We start from the raw sequence: 16,030 nt of genomic DNA on the forward strand, positions 1-16,030 counted from the left end.
TACCTTTATTATATTGATATTAGTGTGACAAAATATTGGAAAGATAATCAAGATAAACACAATACACGCCCAACGAGCATTAAAGTTCAACTCTATGCAGATGGTAAGAAAAGTGATGAAGCTGTTGAATTGAATGAGGGCAATCGTTGGACATGTACATGGAACAAATTCGTCAAAAAAGAAAATGGAAAAACAATTGATTATACAGTGAAAGAAATAAGGAAAGTACCAGGTTATACAAAAAGTGTGAATGACACGAATATTGGTCACATCATTATTACCAATACTTTAAATAATAAGTCCCATAATAGTCTACCAAACACTGGTGAAAAGAATGATATTCTACTATTTATAAGTGAATTAGTTATCCTTATGATTAGTGCGATAGTTATCTGGTATGTGAAGTAACATAGAGTAAAAGAATAATACGACGTCCTCAGCTATTTAGTAACTGAAGGGGTGTTTAGTTGAGTTCTTTTTCTAGTAACACACAGATAATACCATCTTCGATGAATTCATCAGAGACCACTTGGTAACCTAATTTTTGATAAAAACCAATGGCTTGCTTTTCACCATGAACCCGAGACAGCGTACAGTGTTGTTTTTTACCAATTTGTTCTAGCTCTAAAATGAGTCGCCTACCAAGTCCTTGTTTACGCATCATTTTGTGGACACATAACCTATCTGGACGTAAAGTAGTCTCGTCATCTTGTTGGTATCTAATCGTTCCAACAGGACTTTTATCATGATAGATGACTAGATAAAAGGTGCTATCGATATCGAGGTCATCAAATTCAGATTTTAAGGATATGCCTTGTTCCTGGACGAAGACCAGTGTTCTTAAATAAAATGCAGCAGCTTTGTTCCAAGGGGCGTTATTAAAGACAATTTGAATCATATGATTCTCTCCTTTTCAAATAGATAGTTTCAGTGTATCATACTACTATCTGAATGTTGGAGGTAAGTATGAAAAAGGTATTAATTTATGGACTAGTGATTCTAGTTATTGTAATTATTATAGGGTTAGGTACAGGAGTTAATTATTTATTTAACTATGCAGTTGTAGCAGGGAAAAAAGATTTTATTAATGACGTAAAACAAGAAAAAATTGACAAAGATTGGCAGTTTTCAGCAAATCATTTAAGTGAATGGACAATAAACAGTGATGATGGATTAAAGTTAGTCGCTAAAAAAGTCACACATGATACACCAAGTAAAAAAGTTGCGATTGTAGCACATGGCTATATGGGGAAAAGTGATCTTATGGGGCAATATGCTCAACTGTTTTATGATGATGGGTTTGATGTATTGGTGCCAGATAATCGTGCTCATGGGAAGAGTGAAGGAAAATATGTGGGATTTGGCTGGTTAGATCGAAACGATTATGTGAAGTGGATTAACACAGTGATAAAAGAATATGGTGAACAGGTTGACATTGTTCTGTATGGTTTAAGCATGGGAGCAGCAACTGTCATGATGACAAGTGGTGAGAAGTTACCAGAGCAAGTGAAGGTCATCATTGAAGATTGTGGGTATGATTCAGTAAACAATGAATTGGCTTTTCAGTTAAACGATATGTTTCATCTGCCATCTTTTCCAATGATTCCACTAGCTTCTGGTTACACGAAACTTCGTGCTGGGTATTCATTTAGTGAAGCGAGTGCTGTCAAACAATTAGAAAAAAATAGATTACCAATGTTATTTATCCATGGAGATCAAGATGATTTTGTTCCCAAAGAAATGGTTTATGAGGTATATAATGCCACAAAAGGACCGAAAGAATTAGTTATTTTCGAAGGAGCAAAACATGCAGATTCGTTAAAAAAACACCCGGAAGAATACAAAAAAACAATCGAAACTTTTTTAGCGAAGTATCTGCCAAAATAGGTAAGACGCATTGACAGGTAGAGGTTTTTTCATTATAATTTATATGCAACTTAAGGACATATTTTTAAATGATTAAATGAATCAGAGAGCGCTTGTTTGGTGAGAGAGTGCAACTAATTTAAAAATGCTCCCTTATGACTTTGATAGTAACCTATCACGTGTTTTCGCGTTAAGAAAGTAAAAGAGGTAATGACTGTCAAAGCATCATTGCAATCAAGGTGGTACCGCGGTAAACGTCCTTGACTGCATGGGTGCTTTTTTATTATTTTTAGGAGGAATATGAATGAAACAATTATCAAGTAGTCAGGTTAGACAATTATTTTTAGATTTTTTTGAAACAAAAGGGCATAAAATTGAACCAAGTGCCTCTCTTGTCCCAATTGATGATCCAACCTTGTTATGGATTAACTCTGGTGTGGCGACATTAAAAAAATATTTTGATGGGTCTGTTGTACCTGAAAATCCAAGAATTACTAACGCTCAAAAAAGTATTCGTACTAATGATATTGAAAATGTTGGGAAAACAGCGCGTCATCATACGATGTTTGAAATGTTAGGAAACTTCTCAGTAGGAGACTACTTTAAAAACGAAGCGATCCATTGGGCTTGGGAATTATTAACAGGTGAAAAATGGTTTGGTTTGGATAAAGATAAATTATATGTGACGGTTCATCCTGATGATGAAGAAGCATTTCGTATTTGGCATGAAGAAGTCGGCTTACCAAAAGAGTCTATTGTTAAATTAGAAGAAAACTTCTGGGATATTGGGGCTGGTCCATGTGGTCCAAACTCTGAAATATTTTTTGATAGAGGACAAGAATACAATGATGTGGCAGAAGATGACCCAGAAAATTACCCAGGTGGCGAAAATGAACGCTATTTAGAAATTTGGAACTTAGTATTCTCAGAATTTAATCATACTGAAAACAATGAGTATTTACCATTGCCACATAAAAACATTGATACGGGGATGGGATTAGAACGTATGGTGTCTATTTTCCAAGATGCTAAAACAAACTTTGAAACAGATTTATTTATTCCAATCATTGAAGCAACTCAAAAAATGTCTGATGGCAAAGAATATGGTAAAGATAGCGCAACAGATACGTCTTTCAAAGTCATTGCTGATCATATTCGTGCGGTATCATTTGCAATTGGCGATGGGGCGTTGCCATCAAATGAAGGGCGTGGTTATGTCTTACGTCGATTGATTCGTCGTGCGGTGATGCATGGTAAAAAACTAGGAATTGATAAAGCCTTTTTAGTTGATTTAGTGCCTGTTGTTGGACAAATTATGGAAAGTTATTACCCAGAAATTGTCGAAAAACAAGACTTTATTCAAAAAGTCATCAAAACAGAGGAAGAAAGATTCCACGAAACAATTAATGATGGTTTATCCATTATCAGCGACTTAATCAAAGACATGAAAGCAGCTAATCAAACTGTTTTATCCGGTAAAGATATCTTTAAATTATATGATACCTATGGCTTCCCAGTAGAATTGACCGAAGAGATGGCTCAAGACGAAGGATTAAGTGTGGATCACGAAGGATTTGAAGTCGAAATGACGGCTCAAAGAGATCGTGCTCGTGCGGCTCGTTCGAAAGAAGAGTCAATGTCTGTTCAATCTTCTCTATTAACTGATATTAAAGTAGTGAGTGAATTTGTGGGCTATACGGAAGACACAGTGGATGCTAAATTAATGGTGATTATCCAAGATGATGAGATTAAAGAGGCGACAACTGAAGGTAATGCGCAATTAATTTTTGGTCAAACACCTTTCTATGCTGAGATGGGTGGACAAGTGGCTGATAAAGGGTCAATTTATAATGCAGCAGGTGATTTGGTTGCCAATGTGGTAAACGTTAAAAAAGCACCAAATGGCCAATCATTACATCAAGTGGAAGTGTTTGGTGAATTAAAAACAGACGACACATATCAATTAGTGATTGATAAAGAATTACGTCAACGCATCACAAAAAATCATACAGCGACTCACTTATTACATCGTGCGTTAAAAGATGTATTGGGAGAGCATGCTAATCAAGCAGGGTCACTTGTTGCACCAGGTTATTTACGTTTTGACTTTACTCATTTTGAACAAGTGACTCCTGACGAGTTAAAACAAATGGAAGAAATCGTGAACGAAAAAATTTGGGCACACTTACCAGTTGTCACAGTTGAAACAGATATTGATTCAGCAAAAGAGATGGGCGCGATGGCACTATTCGGTGAAAAATATGGTAAAAATGTTCGTGTGGTAAATGTTGATGGTTACTCTATCGAATTATGTGGTGGGGTTCATGTAAGCAACACTTCTGATATTGGGGTTTTCAAAATTGTTTCTGAATCAGGAATTGGTGCAGGTGTTCGACGTATCGAAGCTGTGACAAGTAAAGAAGCCTATGAAACCTTTAGAGAAGAAGAAGGATTACTCCGTCAAGTAGCTAAATGTGTTAAAGCACCTCAACTAAAAGATACTGTTCAACGTGTGGAACAATTACAAGAACAATTAAAACAAGCACAAAAAGAAGTAGAACAATTAAGTGCAAAATTAGCTAACGCTGAAGCAGAAGATGTGTTTAAGGACATCAAAGAAGTAGATGGCGTGACTTATATTGCGTCAAAAGTCGCTGTCAAAGACATGAACCAATTACGTCAATTAGCTGACCAATGGAAACAAAAATCACTATCTGATATTTTAGTCTTAGGATTAGTACAAGGCGAGAAAGTTAACTTACTTGTCAGTATGACAAAAGAGATGAATGATCAAGGATTAAAATCAGGTGATTTAATCAAAGCAATCGCGCCACTTGTTGGCGGTGGCGGTGGTGGTCGTCCTGACATGGCTCAAGCGGGTGGTAAAAATCCAGAAGGGTTACAATCAGCAATTGATTCAGTAGAATCATGGATTAAAGAACATAAATAATTATTTAACTGGTTGTTATTTTTGACGTGACAACCAGTTTTTTCGGCTCTTTGTCAAATAGGACTGATGAGTTAAATCTATAAGATGATGAATTTGAGGGTAATCTCAGATTTATCATCTTTTTTATATGTATTGAAAACCACCTGCTATGCGGGTGGTTCTAAAAAGCTTCCAGCGCGGCATTAAAAAATCCTCTTAAAATGATAAGATAGGCTTGTTTTCCCGACCACAAACTATCAAATCACAAGGAGGTTCCTTATGAAAAAGGACACTCAAAGTTTATCACACACAACATGGAAATGTAAGTATCACATAGTTTTTGCACAAAAGTATAGACGCCAAATAATTTATGGAGAATATAATAAAAGTGTTGAAATCATAGAAGCTAATGCCTGTAAGGATTACATACATATGTTAGTAAGCATTCCACCTAAACTTAGTGTTTTTGGTTTTATAGGTTATTTAAAAGGAAAAAGTAGTTTAATGATTTTTGATAGACATGCAGAGCTAAAATATCGTGATGGAAACAGAAAATTTTGGTGTCGAGGTTATTATGTAGATACGGTTGGAAGAAATAAAAGGCAAATTGAAGAATACATAAGAAATCAAATTCAAGAAGATTATGTAGCAGATCAGCTTACATTATTTGAAGAATGTGATCCATTTACTGGAGAAAAAAATAAAAAGAAATAATAGCTAATCTTTTTAGGATTAGCGAGTAAACGTGGTGCACGAGGGGAAACCCTTCGGTAAGCCTTTTAGGCTTAGGCCGGGAAAAGAGGCTTTCAGCCGAAGAACAAACCTCCAGTTCACACTGGAGGTTTTGATTTGATAATAATGAATAAATTTTAGAGTTAATTTAAGCAAACTACTTTTCAAAGTATTAAAAATGAGTTACATTTGACTGGTCAACTATTGATTAATCACACATGAAAGGAGTAATAGATGAATTTAAGAAAATTTAGCAAACTATTATATCAACTTAAACTTGCCAATCAAGAAATGACTACTAAATTTGAAAAAGAAACAGGATTTAGTATTACACGTTATGAATTAATGTTGTTTCTGAAAGAGAATGGACAGTGTTCGCAAACAAATTTGCAAAATGAGTTGAAAATAGATAGTGCTGCGGTCACTAGACATTTAAAGATTTTAGAAGAAAAAAATTATGTTATACGTGAAAGAAACAAAAATAATAATCGAGAAGTTGTTGTTAGAATTACAGAGAAGGCAACAAAAGAACTGGAACATTGTGAAAGAGAATTTAGTCATCCAAATAAAACGATGATGTCGCCATTGAATGAGGAAGAAGAAAATACTCTACTAAATTTATTAACAAAATTAGTGAAATAAATATAGGAAATTAGATTGGCGAATGAAGGAGAGGACAGATGTTTGCGTATCAAATAAAGCAATACGGAAAGCAAGAATAACTTTTTTTGAATGAAATACAAAAACCTGTACTGTCTAAGAATAGTATAATAATCAAAGTTCATTCAGCAAGTTTGAATCCAGTTGATTACAGAATTCGCAATGGTGATGCAAAATTTGTTTTGCGTTATTCAATGCGCTTGACACTGGGGCATGATTTTTCAGGCGATATAGAAGCTGTGGATTCAAAAATTACACAATTTAGAGTAGGTGATTCTGTATACGGAAGAACACCGATGACAGGGGCTTTCCAAGAATACGTTGTTGTTGGTGAAAATGATATAGCAAAAGCATCAAAAAATCGTTCTTTTGTTGAATCGGAAAAATTGATTATTTCAATTCAAAAGATTTACCCTATTTCAGAGATTAATACTGCTATGAAAGAAATAAGCAGCGGACGTGTGAAAAGGAAAATTGTAGTTGATTTTACGAATAAAGAGAGAAATGAGTAGAATGAAGACTCATAAAAAGCGTAATAGCATAAATTGGTTTTTAAAAATTGTAAATATGAAATGGAAGAGGAAAGAATATGTCAAAAAATTTGGTAAACAATGATTTTTCAGAAATTATATTTGGAAGAAAGTCTGTTCGTGGATATGATGAAACAGTAAAAATATCTCATGAAGAAATGCTTGAAATGATTCAAGAAGCAACGACTGCACCATCATCAGTGAATATGCAACCTTGGCGTTTTGTCGTTGTTGAGAGTGATGAACAAAAATCTAAACTAAAACCATTAATTCGTTTTAATACAAAGCAAAATGATACTTCCTCAGCAATGGTTTTGATTTTTGGTGACATGCAATGCTATGAATTAGGGGAAGATATTTACAACCAAGCAGTTGAAGAAGGTAAAATGCCAGCTGAAGTAAGAGACCAACAATTGGCTGCAATTATTCCATATTACAAAAATTTTACTAAAGAACAAATGAATGATGTAGTAAAAATTGATTCAAGTTTAGTTGCGATGCAATTCATGCTCATTGCTCGGGCACATGGATATGAAACGAATCCAATTGGAGGATTCGAGTCTGACCAGTTAGCAGAAGCTTTTGGGTTAGATAAAGAGAGATATGTACCAGTAATGATTTTATCTATCGGAAAAGAGAAAGAAGCTGGATATACTTCTGTTCGATTGGCTGCTGAAAAAATCACTGAATTTAAATGAGAGGAGGGAGAAAAATGAAAATTATACAAGCAAATTTTTATGTAAAAAATGATAAAAGAGAAGATTTTTTAGCGGATATAGTACCTTTAATTGCTTCTACACGATTGGAAGGAGGCTGCTTGCTATATGATTTATATGAATCAGTGGAAAAGAAAAATCAATTTGTGATGATTGAACATTGGAAAAACCAAGAATCAATTGATAAACATAACCAAAATCCACTATTAATAAACTTATTTGGAAAAATGTCAGAATATGCTGAGAAGAAAACAGAATTAATTATCACAGAAAATGAGGAATAGAGATGTCTATAATTTCAACTGTTTTAATCGTATTTGTTGCTTTGGAATTTTTCTATATCATGTATCTAGAGACTTTTGCAACTACATCAGGTGTAACGAGTAGAGTTTTTAATATGACAAAAGAAGAATTGAAAAGAAATTCTGTAAGTACCTTATTTAAAAATCAAGGGGTATATAATGGTCTAATTGGTGTAGGATTGTTGTATAGTGTATTTTTATCAAAGGCTTCACTTGAAATTAGTCGAGTATTATTAGTTTATATAATTTTAGTTGCTTTATATGGTAGTTTAACAAGTGATAAAAAGATTATTTTAACACAAGGTGGTTTAGCCATTCTAGCACTTGTTTCAACTTTCTTTTAAAGAGAAAACCACAATCAATTAAGATTGTGGTTTTTGCGGCTCTATGTCAAATCGTGTTGATGGACAATAATATTGATGAAAAAGTCTCAAAAATGAAATAGAATTAATTGAAGTGAGGGAAGAAATTCTCTCGCTTTTTTAATTAACCTGAAAAACTTTATTTTGAATCAAAAAGATACGTCGTTTGAATAGTAGAAAGTTTCGATAGCCATAGGTCACACGTTTAATCACGTTAATTTTATTGTTAATGCCTTCTAAGAAACCATTTGAATAGGAGTATTTAAAGGCATTCATGACTCCTTGGGAGAACTTACCAAATATCTTGAATTTATCTTTAACATACTTTGGTAATTCAACAGGTATCTTTGAACATCGCTCAAAAAATAAGACATAATCGTTGATTCTATAAGCATACTTCAATTCTTGGATAAAATGATACGCTTTTTTTATAGAGAACTATAAGAAAGTAACTCATCTACCAATTCGGTAGATGACACATTTCTCTTGAATAAAGGACGATAATAAAAGTGTTTATAGTTTAATTCAGAGCTGTCCTTTAAAAGGAGTTTCCAATAACGCTTTAATCTTCGATACTGCTTTCCTTCCTCTTGATTGTGGTGTTTTAGTTGATTCATTTCTTTTATTCTTAAGGTGTTGAAAGAGCGGTTAATCTGTTGAATGATATGAAATCGATCTGTGACGATTGCGGCGTTTGGAAAGACTGTTTTTAATAGTTGACCGTAACTTGCATTCATATCCATGACCAAAAATCTTACTTTTAAACGTGATTTTTTGGAATACTTCATAAGGTAAGAAACCAATTTATGTCATCTTTTATCAGGTAAGATATTGATTATTTTTTTAGGTGTCGCATCAGCACAAATAAAGCTCATTCCAGCATGACAATCAAAAGTAGAGCTAAACTCATCTACACAAAGAGCCGTGGGCAAGAAATTAACATTCGGTTGCTGATTGTTCGTAAATGAGACTAACACACGTTTAACAGTATCTTCAGAGACACTGTGGCATGCTGCGATTTTTTTACATGATTGATTCTCTTTTAAGTCAAAAGCAATTTGGTATTTAAGCTGTTTAGAAATGTGACAATAGTCATCTACTAGAGAAGTAGAAGCAAGGTAACGTTCTCTGTGAAGTTTCAGATAAGTTGGGCGACGTTCAACTTCAGGCAATTGACTGATGGTTTGATACGTTCCGTTTTTAACGGATTGATAACATCCACATTTCTGGCATTGCTTATCTTTATTCACTAATCTTCCTGTCATCATGTTAACAGAGCGGTTGTTTCTCGCTTCGCGAGACAACCAATCCTCATTAAAAATAAGAGAATCATCTGTTAAATTGAGTAGTTTTCTTGTACTATTATCCATAGGAGTATTCTCCTTTGTAATGTTAGTTATAGATGACTTAATTTTACCAATAAGAATGCCTCTTTTCTATGCCTCAAATAAAAAAACGCATTGATAGAATTTAATCTATCAACACGATTTAGTGTACAGCCTCTTTTATTATGATAGTACAAACTCGGCAAAATAAAATCATGAATTAGTCAAATCTCTTTATCTTTACAAACACAAGCCAGTATGTTTAGTTAGAATGCTTTATGTAGTGTTCTAAAATTTGTACGGCATTTGTTGCAGCACCTTTTCTTACTTGGTCCCCACAACACCACAGAGTTATGACTGATTGATTACCGACTTTACTTTTTCTGATACGCCCAACATAAACTAAATCTTGGTTAGATGTATCAAGTGGCATTGGGTAACCTTGGTTGTCTAAGTCATCGACTAACTTCACGCCATCAGTTTCGCTAATGATTTGACGGGCTTCTTCAACGCTCAAATCATTATCTAAGAAAAGAGTGATCGCTTCTGAGTGCGAACGAACGACAGGAACACGCACACATGTACATGTTACATCAAGTGTTGGATGATGGAGGATTTTACGTCCTTCATTTTGTAATTTCATTTCTTCGCTTGAATGCCCTTCAGCATTAAATCCACCAATTTGCGGAATTAAATTATAGGCAATCTGATAAGGGAAGACATGAGGAGTCACACTTTTTCCTTCAGAAATATCAACGACTTGAGTTTCAAGTTCTTCAATCCCTTGTTTACCAGCACCTGAAACAGCTTGGTAAGTTGACACAATCATTGAATTGATAGTGGCTTTTTTGTGTAGTTGGGCAATGGCAACAAGTGCAATAATTGTTGAACAGTTAGGATTTGCAATGATCCCTTGATTGGTAAAAATATCATCAGGGTTCACTTCTGGTACAACTAAAGGTACGTCTTCATCTAGTCGATAAATACTTGAATTATCAATAATTAAACAACCTTGTTTTTTGGCTTCAGGCAGGTAGATACGAGCAATATCGTCATCTAACGCACATAAGACAACATCAATTCCTTCAAAACAGTCTGTTGTTAATGTTTCGATTACTAATTCTTTGTCACCAAACGCAACTTTTTGTCCAGTACTTCGTTTAGAGGCAAATAATCTTAATTCTTTAATGGGAATCTGGCGTTCTAACAGAGAATTTAACATCTCTTTTCCAACTTCGCCAGTGGCTCCTAAAATTGCTACAGTTAACTCGCTCATAAACTATCGTCTCCTTCAAATTCATAATAAATAGTTTGAATGGTTGTATTGTAATCTTCATTTTTGACCCCAATAATAATGGTCAACTCATCACTTGTTTGAGAAATCAGTGAGATATTGATGTGTTGCTCTCCAAGAGAGCTAAATAAACGACCACTCATACCTGTTTTGTTTTTCATAAAACGAGACACAATCGCAATAAGGGCGAAATCGTGAATGACACTGACTTTATCTGCTTGTGTACTCGCTTTTAAATCAGAGATAACTTCATAATAAAATGGTTTTAATTTTGCTGTTTCAACCACTAAAGAAAATGAATCCACACCAGTTGGAATATGTTCAACAATGATACGGTATTTTTCCATGCATTCTAATGCTTTTCTGATGGTACCAAAGTCATTGGACATATGGGATTTCACTACTGTGATAATGGAAAAATCCTTTTTACCTGTAATACCAGTGATTGCTTGACGCTTTTCTTGTTCGTCTTTAGCTGTAATTACTGTCCCATGATTATCAGGATCATTTGTATTTAAAATATGAATAGGAATCCCTTTTTCTCTAACAGGATTAACCGCTTCTTCATGGATAACATTAGCTCCCATGTAGGCTAATTCACGTAATTCTTCATAGGTAATGGTTTCAATTTGTTTTGGATTGTTCACGATTCTTGGATCGGCTTTTAAAATACCAGACACATCTGTCCAGTTTTCATAACAGACAGCATCCATTGCGCTAGCTAAAAAGCTTCCCGTAATATCACTGCCACCACGAGACATCAAGTGAATGGACTTATCAGGATAAGCCCCATAAAAACCAGGTACGACGATTTTATCAGAATGATTTTGAATGGCTTTGCATGAGCGTTTTTCATCAATTTGGCCATTTGGTTTAAAGATGATAATGTCTTTTGCATCAACAAACTTAAATCCTAAATAATTGCTTAATAATTTAGCTGTTAAATATTCACCACGACTGACTAAATAGTCTATATCAATAGAATCTTGCATTTTAGCATATAAAAAGTCTAAATCTTCAGAGATATTAGAGGTTAAATCAAGTTCGCTCTCAATTCTAGTTAATTTATCACGAATCATTTGAAATAAATCATCAAATGGCATCCCATATCGTTTATGTTCATAGCATAAATATAATAAGTCAGTCATTTTATGATCATCTGATTGTTCTTTCCCACTGGCACTTGTGACCACAACAGTACGGGTTGGGTCACTATCAATAATGTTTTTAACTTTTTTAAACTGAGTGGCATTCGCAACACTGCTTCCGCCAAATTTTGTTACTTTAATCATGCCAATCCTCCTGAGTAATCACTCTTACAATCAGAGGATCATTTAATTGTGTTTGTTTTTTGATGTCAGCTAATGTAATAGGATGAGTAATGAAATAATCACCATCTTTTTCTTTAATTAGCGCATCATCAATTGTTTCGTTTGTTCGAATAAAGAATGTATAGCGATTTATTTTTTTTTCAATTATATCATTATTTTCAACGTTGTCAGTATCAATATAAGAAATATTTTTTGAAATATCTAAAATATCTTGCACAACGGCATTAGCGGTCGGTAATTTACCTGCACCTTGTCCGTAGAATTTTAATGTTCCAATTGTTTTTCCTTCAAGACTAGCGATATTATTGTTACTTGGAATCGTCGCTTCTGCAAATGTTTCTGGTACAGCATGTAACGAGATAACCCCTTCGTCATGCGTAATTTCACCGATGTATTTTACAATATGGCCTTTTTGTTTGAAGTAATGAATATCGCCTTTTGTGATTTGTCTCATTGAGTGAACAAAGAAATCATCTGGATCGAGTTTTTTATTGAATGCTTTTCTAGCTGAAATAATTAATTTGTTTAAGACATCAAAACCATCAATATCTGCACTTGGGTCAGATTCTGCGTAACCTAAATCTTGGGCTTCTTTTAATACATCATCAAAATCTTGGTCTTCTTTTAACATGGTATCTAAGATAAAGTTTGATGTGCCATTTAAAACACCATAGCATTTTGAAATAGCATCAATTCTGGAAGCTAATTCCACGTTTTTAATCCATGGAATCCCACCACCAACACTTGCTTCAAAGTTAAGTGACACACCATTTTCTTTTGCTAAATCAGTTAATGCGTCATAATGTCTTGCGATAACGGCTTTATTTGCAGTGACCACATGTTTTTTACTTTTTAACATGCGAGAGATTAAATCAAACGGCACATCAATGCCACCTAATACCTCGACAACCAGTTCAATGTCTTTATCGTTTATAATGTCTTCGATATTAGAACAAAATTTTGGAATGTCAATTGTGTCATTTGGACGACACCATACTTTTTCCACGCTAAATTTTTTTGCTAAATTTTTTTGCTGTAAAATTTCATAAACACCTGAACCAACTGTTCCAAAACCAAGGATTGCAATTTTCATAATAAGTCCTCCTGTAAAATACACTTGTTTTTATATGGTGAACATTGTATCATAGACTAAAATGAAAGACAAGGAGTGTTACGATGGAAAAAAAATATCAAAGTACAAGAAACGAAACAATTAACTATTCCGCTAGTCAAGCGATCTTAGCAGGGTTAAGTCCTGATGGAGGATTGTTTGTCTTGCCTAACTTAGATGATGTGAATTTAGATGTATCGACTGTTTTAGATAAGGACTATCAAGAGATTGCCTCACTGGTTATCAATCAGTTTTTCAATGAATTTTCAGAAAATGATATCAAAAAATGTGTGAAAGAGGCTTATACAAACATATTTAGTGATGAAAAAATCACGCCACTACAAAAAGTAGGCGATGATTATGTTTTAGAATTATTCCACGGGCCAACGTGTTCATTTAAGGATGTTGCCTTATCACTGTTACCAAAACTAGTAAACTTATCAGCAAAAACACAAAATAATACCAACAAACGATTAATTTTAACCGCCACAAGTGGTGACACTGGTAAAGCTGCTTTGGAAGGATTTAAAAATGATACGTTAGTTGATATGATTGTGTATTACCCCAATAACGGGGTATCAACCATTCAAGAAAAACAAATGCAAACACAAGATGGAGGAAACGTGTCAGTTGTGTCAATTAACGGAAACTTTGATGATGCGCAAAGTAATGTGAAACGTTTATTTCATGATGAAGAATTAGTGGCGTTACTAAAAGAGCATCACATTGAATTCTCTAGTGCGAACTCAGTAAACATTGGTCGTTTGATTCCACAAGTGGTTTACTATTTTGCGTCATACGTAGAACTTGTTAATATAGGTGAGATTAAACTAGGTGAAAAGATCGACTACATTGTGCCGACAGGAAACTTTGGTAATATTTTAGCCGGATATTACGCACAACAAATAGGGATACCAATCAATAAACTCATTTGTGCCTCAAACGAAAACAACGTGTTATATGATTTCTTAAAAACAGGTGAATATGACACCAATCGTGAGTTTAAAAAGACCAGCTCACCAAGTATGGATATTTTAATTTCATCAAACTTAGAAAGAATGCTGTTTCATTTAAGTGGAGGGGATGCAAATTACGTTGCTGACTTGATGACTCAATTAAAAACGACAGGGAAATTCAAAATTTCTGATAATTTATTACACACGATCCAAGAAACATTTGGAACGGGATATGCAACGGATAAACAAGTGGCTGAGCAAATTGACAAAGTGTATAACGAAAAAGGTTATTTACTTGATCCACATACAGCAGTGGCATCTTACGTATTAGAAAATAGCCCTGAAAAGAAAGAAAAAACCGTGATTTTATCAACTGCCTCTCCATACAAATTTGTTCAAGAAGTGAGTAAAGACATTCCAGAACTTGCGATTGATAGCTCACAAGATGAATTCAAACTAATTGATGAGTTAGAAGAAAAAACAAACGTCTATGCGCCACGTCAGTTGAAAGACTTAAAAAATGCGCCAATTTTACATAATCAAGTCATTGATATTGATGAGATGAAGGATATTATTATTAAACAGGTAGGTGAGTCATAATGGTTCGTATTAAAGTTCCGGCAACATCTGCCAATGTCGGTGTCGGGTTTGACACATTAGGGCTAGCTGTGACGTTTTATGGTGAGTGCGAGGTTGAATTATCAGACAAGTTGGAGATTACAGGGTGTCCTGTGGCGTTTCAGACAGAAGATAATTTAATTTATCAGTCATACAAATACGTGCTAGATGACTTAAAACGACCTGTGACACCAATTAAATTACAGATAGATAGTGATATTCCATTTGCACGCGGTTTGGGTAGTAGTGCAGTGTGTATCGTGTCAGGTGTGTTAGCAGCCAATGAGTTGCATCAGCTTCATTTAAGCCAAGATGAGTTGGTGAAGTATTGTACTCAAATTGAAGGGCACCCTGATAATGTGGTACCTGCTTTATTAGGTGGATTAAGTGCCTCTTATCAAATGAATGACGATATTTTTTTCCAACATTATCCAGTTGATGAGTCGTATCAATTTGTAGCTTTTGTTCCCGATTTTACGTTGGAAACATCAGTCGCACGAGGAGCGTTACCTGAAAGTTATCCACTAAAAACGGTGGTAGCCAATCAAGCAAAATTATTGTTTTTATTAGACGCATTAAAAACAGGAGATGCGGCTAATTTGGATAAATTTTTAGATGATGGCATTCATCAGCCATACCGCAAAACATTAATTGACGAATATGATATAGTAGAAAATATCGCAAAAGAATCAGGAGCAAAAGGGTTTTATATTTCTGGTAGTGGCTCAACATTAATGGGCGTTTTCACGTCACAAGTTGACTTGAAAGGATTAAACATATCACTCAGCACGTTGAAACATAAATGGAAGGCTCTTGATTTATCAGTGGACTATAAAGGAGCAGAAGTATGTCACAGAACTATTTAATCGTCAATCAAGACGTATTACCTGAGGTTTTCTCAAAGGTAATCGAAGCAAAAAAATTATTAAATTCAGGAGATTTTAAACATGTGAGTGAGGTTGTCAATGAAGTTGGCCTATCTCGAAGTGCGTTTTACAAGTACAAAGACCATGTGTTTGTCGCTGATAAAACGGCACAAATCAGAAAAACACTCATTTCATTTAACTTAACCGATAAAAAAGGCTTGTTGTCTTCTGTATTAAACCGTCTGTCAGAGTTAGGTGGAAATGTGTTAACCATTAATCAAAATATTCCCATTCAAGATACAGCAACCGTTGTGATGGGGATTGATATTAAAGAACTATCAGTGTCAGTGAATGAACTCTTAGCAGAACTAGAAAAATTAACAGGAGTCAATCATCTACAACTCTTATCAATTGAATAATAAAAGCCGGACA

The 16,030-nt window shown here is 34.4% G+C and carries 19 protein-coding genes; 12 read left to right on the forward strand and 7 right to left on the reverse strand.

The features are described 5' to 3' along the window. The first annotated feature begins 24 nt into the window (after window positions 1-24). A complete protein-coding gene (locus AC37UB_RS00815) occupies window positions 25-408 on the forward strand; it encodes a Cna B-type domain-containing protein (protein WP_158559336.1) in 384 nt (127 codons plus the stop codon). Between the two features lie 55 nt (window positions 409-463). On the opposite strand, the gene AC37UB_RS00820 is transcribed toward AC37UB_RS00815, so the two are convergent. Next, the gene (locus AC37UB_RS00820; protein WP_117972149.1) at window positions 464-898 is read right to left on the reverse strand and encodes a GNAT family N-acetyltransferase; all 435 of its coding nucleotides are present in this window, start codon (window positions 896-898) and stop codon (window positions 464-466) included. A 68-nt stretch (window positions 899-966) separates the two neighbouring features. On the opposite strand from AC37UB_RS00820, the gene AC37UB_RS00825 reads away from it, so the two are divergent. From AC37UB_RS00825 to AC37UB_RS00860, 8 genes are all read left to right on the forward strand, one after another. Further along, complete coding sequence (locus AC37UB_RS00825; RefSeq protein WP_490685161.1) at window positions 967-1,887, forward strand: alpha/beta hydrolase; 921 nt, start codon at window positions 967-969, stop codon at window positions 1,885-1,887. A gap of 283 nt (window positions 1,888-2,170) precedes the next feature. Then, entirely contained in the window at window positions 2,171-4,816 is a 2,646-nt protein-coding gene (gene alaS, locus AC37UB_RS00830) for an alanine--tRNA ligase (RefSeq protein ID WP_490685162.1), read from the forward strand. Window positions 4,817-5,074: 258 nt separating this feature from the next. After that, the gene (tnpA, locus tag AC37UB_RS00835) at window positions 5,075-5,509 is read left to right on the forward strand and encodes an IS200/IS605 family transposase (protein WP_242094411.1); all 435 of its coding nucleotides are present in this window, start codon (window positions 5,075-5,077) and stop codon (window positions 5,507-5,509) included. Window positions 5,510-5,761: 252 nt separating this feature from the next. Next, the gene (locus tag AC37UB_RS00840) at window positions 5,762-6,169 is read left to right on the forward strand and encodes a MarR family winged helix-turn-helix transcriptional regulator (RefSeq protein ID WP_117972153.1); all 408 of its coding nucleotides are present in this window, start codon (window positions 5,762-5,764) and stop codon (window positions 6,167-6,169) included. An 86-nt stretch (window positions 6,170-6,255) separates the two neighbouring features. After that, the gene (locus AC37UB_RS00845) at window positions 6,256-6,699 is read left to right on the forward strand and encodes an alcohol dehydrogenase catalytic domain-containing protein (protein WP_117972154.1); all 444 of its coding nucleotides are present in this window, start codon (window positions 6,256-6,258) and stop codon (window positions 6,697-6,699) included. 77 nt (window positions 6,700-6,776) lie between these two features. Then, on the forward strand, window positions 6,777-7,415 hold the full coding sequence (locus AC37UB_RS00850; protein WP_071456997.1) for a nitroreductase family protein: 639 nt from the start codon (window positions 6,777-6,779) through the stop codon (window positions 7,413-7,415). A 14-nt stretch (window positions 7,416-7,429) separates the two neighbouring features. Further along, window positions 7,430-7,717 carry a putative quinol monooxygenase gene (locus tag AC37UB_RS00855; protein ID WP_490685163.1) on the forward strand — a complete coding sequence of 96 codons (288 nt, stop codon included), beginning with the start codon at window positions 7,430-7,432 and terminating at the stop codon, window positions 7,715-7,717. A 2-nt stretch (window positions 7,718-7,719) separates the two neighbouring features. Beyond that, window positions 7,720-8,079 carry a DUF1304 domain-containing protein gene (locus AC37UB_RS00860; protein WP_117972155.1) on the forward strand — a complete coding sequence of 120 codons (360 nt, stop codon included), beginning with the start codon at window positions 7,720-7,722 and terminating at the stop codon, window positions 8,077-8,079. 138 nt (window positions 8,080-8,217) lie between these two features. On the opposite strand, the gene AC37UB_RS00865 is transcribed toward AC37UB_RS00860, so the two are convergent. From AC37UB_RS00865 to AC37UB_RS00890, 6 genes are all read right to left on the reverse strand, one after another. After that, on the reverse strand, window positions 8,218-8,499 hold the full coding sequence (locus AC37UB_RS00865) for a transposase (RefSeq protein WP_370448219.1): 282 nt from the start codon (window positions 8,497-8,499) through the stop codon (window positions 8,218-8,220). 26 nt (window positions 8,500-8,525) lie between these two features. Next, complete coding sequence (locus AC37UB_RS00870) at window positions 8,526-8,840, reverse strand: transposase (RefSeq protein ID WP_370448220.1); 315 nt, start codon at window positions 8,838-8,840, stop codon at window positions 8,526-8,528. A gap of 66 nt (window positions 8,841-8,906) precedes the next feature. Then, entirely contained in the window at window positions 8,907-9,467 is a 561-nt protein-coding gene (locus AC37UB_RS00875; protein WP_490685164.1) for a transposase, read from the reverse strand. 217 nt (window positions 9,468-9,684) lie between these two features. Further along, window positions 9,685-10,698 carry an aspartate-semialdehyde dehydrogenase gene (locus AC37UB_RS00880; RefSeq protein ID WP_117972156.1) on the reverse strand — a complete coding sequence of 338 codons (1,014 nt, stop codon included), beginning with the start codon at window positions 10,696-10,698 and terminating at the stop codon, window positions 9,685-9,687. After that, window positions 10,695-12,008, reverse strand: a complete 1,314-nt coding sequence (locus AC37UB_RS00885; protein WP_117972157.1) for an aspartate kinase — start codon at window positions 12,006-12,008, stop codon at window positions 10,695-10,697. Before AC37UB_RS00885 ends, AC37UB_RS00880 begins: the two co-directional genes overlap by 4 nt. Further along, window positions 12,001-13,140, reverse strand: a complete 1,140-nt coding sequence (locus tag AC37UB_RS00890) for a homoserine dehydrogenase (protein WP_118249529.1) — start codon at window positions 13,138-13,140, stop codon at window positions 12,001-12,003. The genes AC37UB_RS00885 and AC37UB_RS00890 overlap by 8 nt, the downstream gene beginning before the upstream one ends. 83 nt (window positions 13,141-13,223) lie before the next feature. On the opposite strand from AC37UB_RS00890, the gene thrC reads away from it, so the two are divergent. Genes thrC through AC37UB_RS00905 form a run of 3 tightly spaced genes read left to right on the forward strand, consistent with a single transcriptional unit; the run spans window position 13,224 to window position 16,017 of the window. Further along, entirely contained in the window at window positions 13,224-14,714 is a 1,491-nt protein-coding gene (gene thrC / locus AC37UB_RS00895; RefSeq protein ID WP_490685165.1) for a threonine synthase, read from the forward strand. After that, window positions 14,714-15,598: a homoserine kinase gene (gene thrB / locus AC37UB_RS00900; RefSeq protein WP_117972160.1), complete on the forward strand. Its 885-nt coding sequence runs from the start codon at window positions 14,714-14,716 to the stop codon at window positions 15,596-15,598. Before thrC ends, thrB begins: the two co-directional genes overlap by 1 nt. After that, window positions 15,580-16,017 carry an ACT domain-containing protein gene (locus tag AC37UB_RS00905; RefSeq protein ID WP_117972161.1) on the forward strand — a complete coding sequence of 146 codons (438 nt, stop codon included), beginning with the start codon at window positions 15,580-15,582 and terminating at the stop codon, window positions 16,015-16,017. The genes thrB and AC37UB_RS00905 overlap by 19 nt, the downstream gene beginning before the upstream one ends. The last annotated feature ends 13 nt before the right edge of the window (window positions 16,018-16,030 follow it).

The sequence above is a fragment of the Vagococcus changpingensis genome (assembly GCF_058211775.1).

Excerpts from the sequence above, each read along its gene's own strand:
- thrC (WP_490685165.1), top strand. The coding sequence starts at position 13,224 with ATGGAAAAAAAATATCAAAGTACAAGAAACGAAACAATTAACTATTCC.
- AC37UB_RS00860 (WP_117972155.1), top strand. The coding sequence starts at position 7,720 with ATGTCTATAATTTCAACTGTTTTAATCGTATTTGTTGCTTTGGAATTT.
- AC37UB_RS00880 (WP_117972156.1), bottom strand. The coding sequence starts at position 10,698 with ATGAGCGAGTTAACTGTAGCAATTTTAGGAGCCACTGGCGAAGTTGGA.
- AC37UB_RS00885 (WP_117972157.1), bottom strand. The coding sequence starts at position 12,008 with ATGATTAAAGTAACAAAATTTGGCGGAAGCAGTGTTGCGAATGCCACT.
- AC37UB_RS00870 (WP_370448220.1), bottom strand. The coding sequence starts at position 8,840 with ATGGATATGAATGCAAGTTACGGTCAACTATTAAAAACAGTCTTTCCA.
- AC37UB_RS00840 (WP_117972153.1), top strand. The coding sequence starts at position 5,762 with ATGAATTTAAGAAAATTTAGCAAACTATTATATCAACTTAAACTTGCC.
- alaS (WP_490685162.1), top strand. The coding sequence starts at position 2,171 with ATGAAACAATTATCAAGTAGTCAGGTTAGACAATTATTTTTAGATTTT.
- AC37UB_RS00820 (WP_117972149.1), bottom strand. The coding sequence starts at position 898 with ATGATTCAAATTGTCTTTAATAACGCCCCTTGGAACAAAGCTGCTGCA.
- AC37UB_RS00825 (WP_490685161.1), top strand. The coding sequence starts at position 967 with ATGAAAAAGGTATTAATTTATGGACTAGTGATTCTAGTTATTGTAATT.
- AC37UB_RS00850 (WP_071456997.1), top strand. The coding sequence starts at position 6,777 with ATGTCAAAAAATTTGGTAAACAATGATTTTTCAGAAATTATATTTGGA.
- AC37UB_RS00855 (WP_490685163.1), top strand. The coding sequence starts at position 7,430 with ATGAAAATTATACAAGCAAATTTTTATGTAAAAAATGATAAAAGAGAA.
- thrB (WP_117972160.1), top strand. The coding sequence starts at position 14,714 with ATGGTTCGTATTAAAGTTCCGGCAACATCTGCCAATGTCGGTGTCGGG.
- AC37UB_RS00905 (WP_117972161.1), top strand. The coding sequence starts at position 15,580 with ATGTCACAGAACTATTTAATCGTCAATCAAGACGTATTACCTGAGGTT.
- tnpA (WP_242094411.1), top strand. The coding sequence starts at position 5,075 with ATGAAAAAGGACACTCAAAGTTTATCACACACAACATGGAAATGTAAG.
- AC37UB_RS00890 (WP_118249529.1), bottom strand. The coding sequence starts at position 13,140 with ATGAAAATTGCAATCCTTGGTTTTGGAACAGTTGGTTCAGGTGTTTAT.
- AC37UB_RS00875 (WP_490685164.1), bottom strand. The coding sequence starts at position 9,467 with ATGGATAATAGTACAAGAAAACTACTCAATTTAACAGATGATTCTCTT.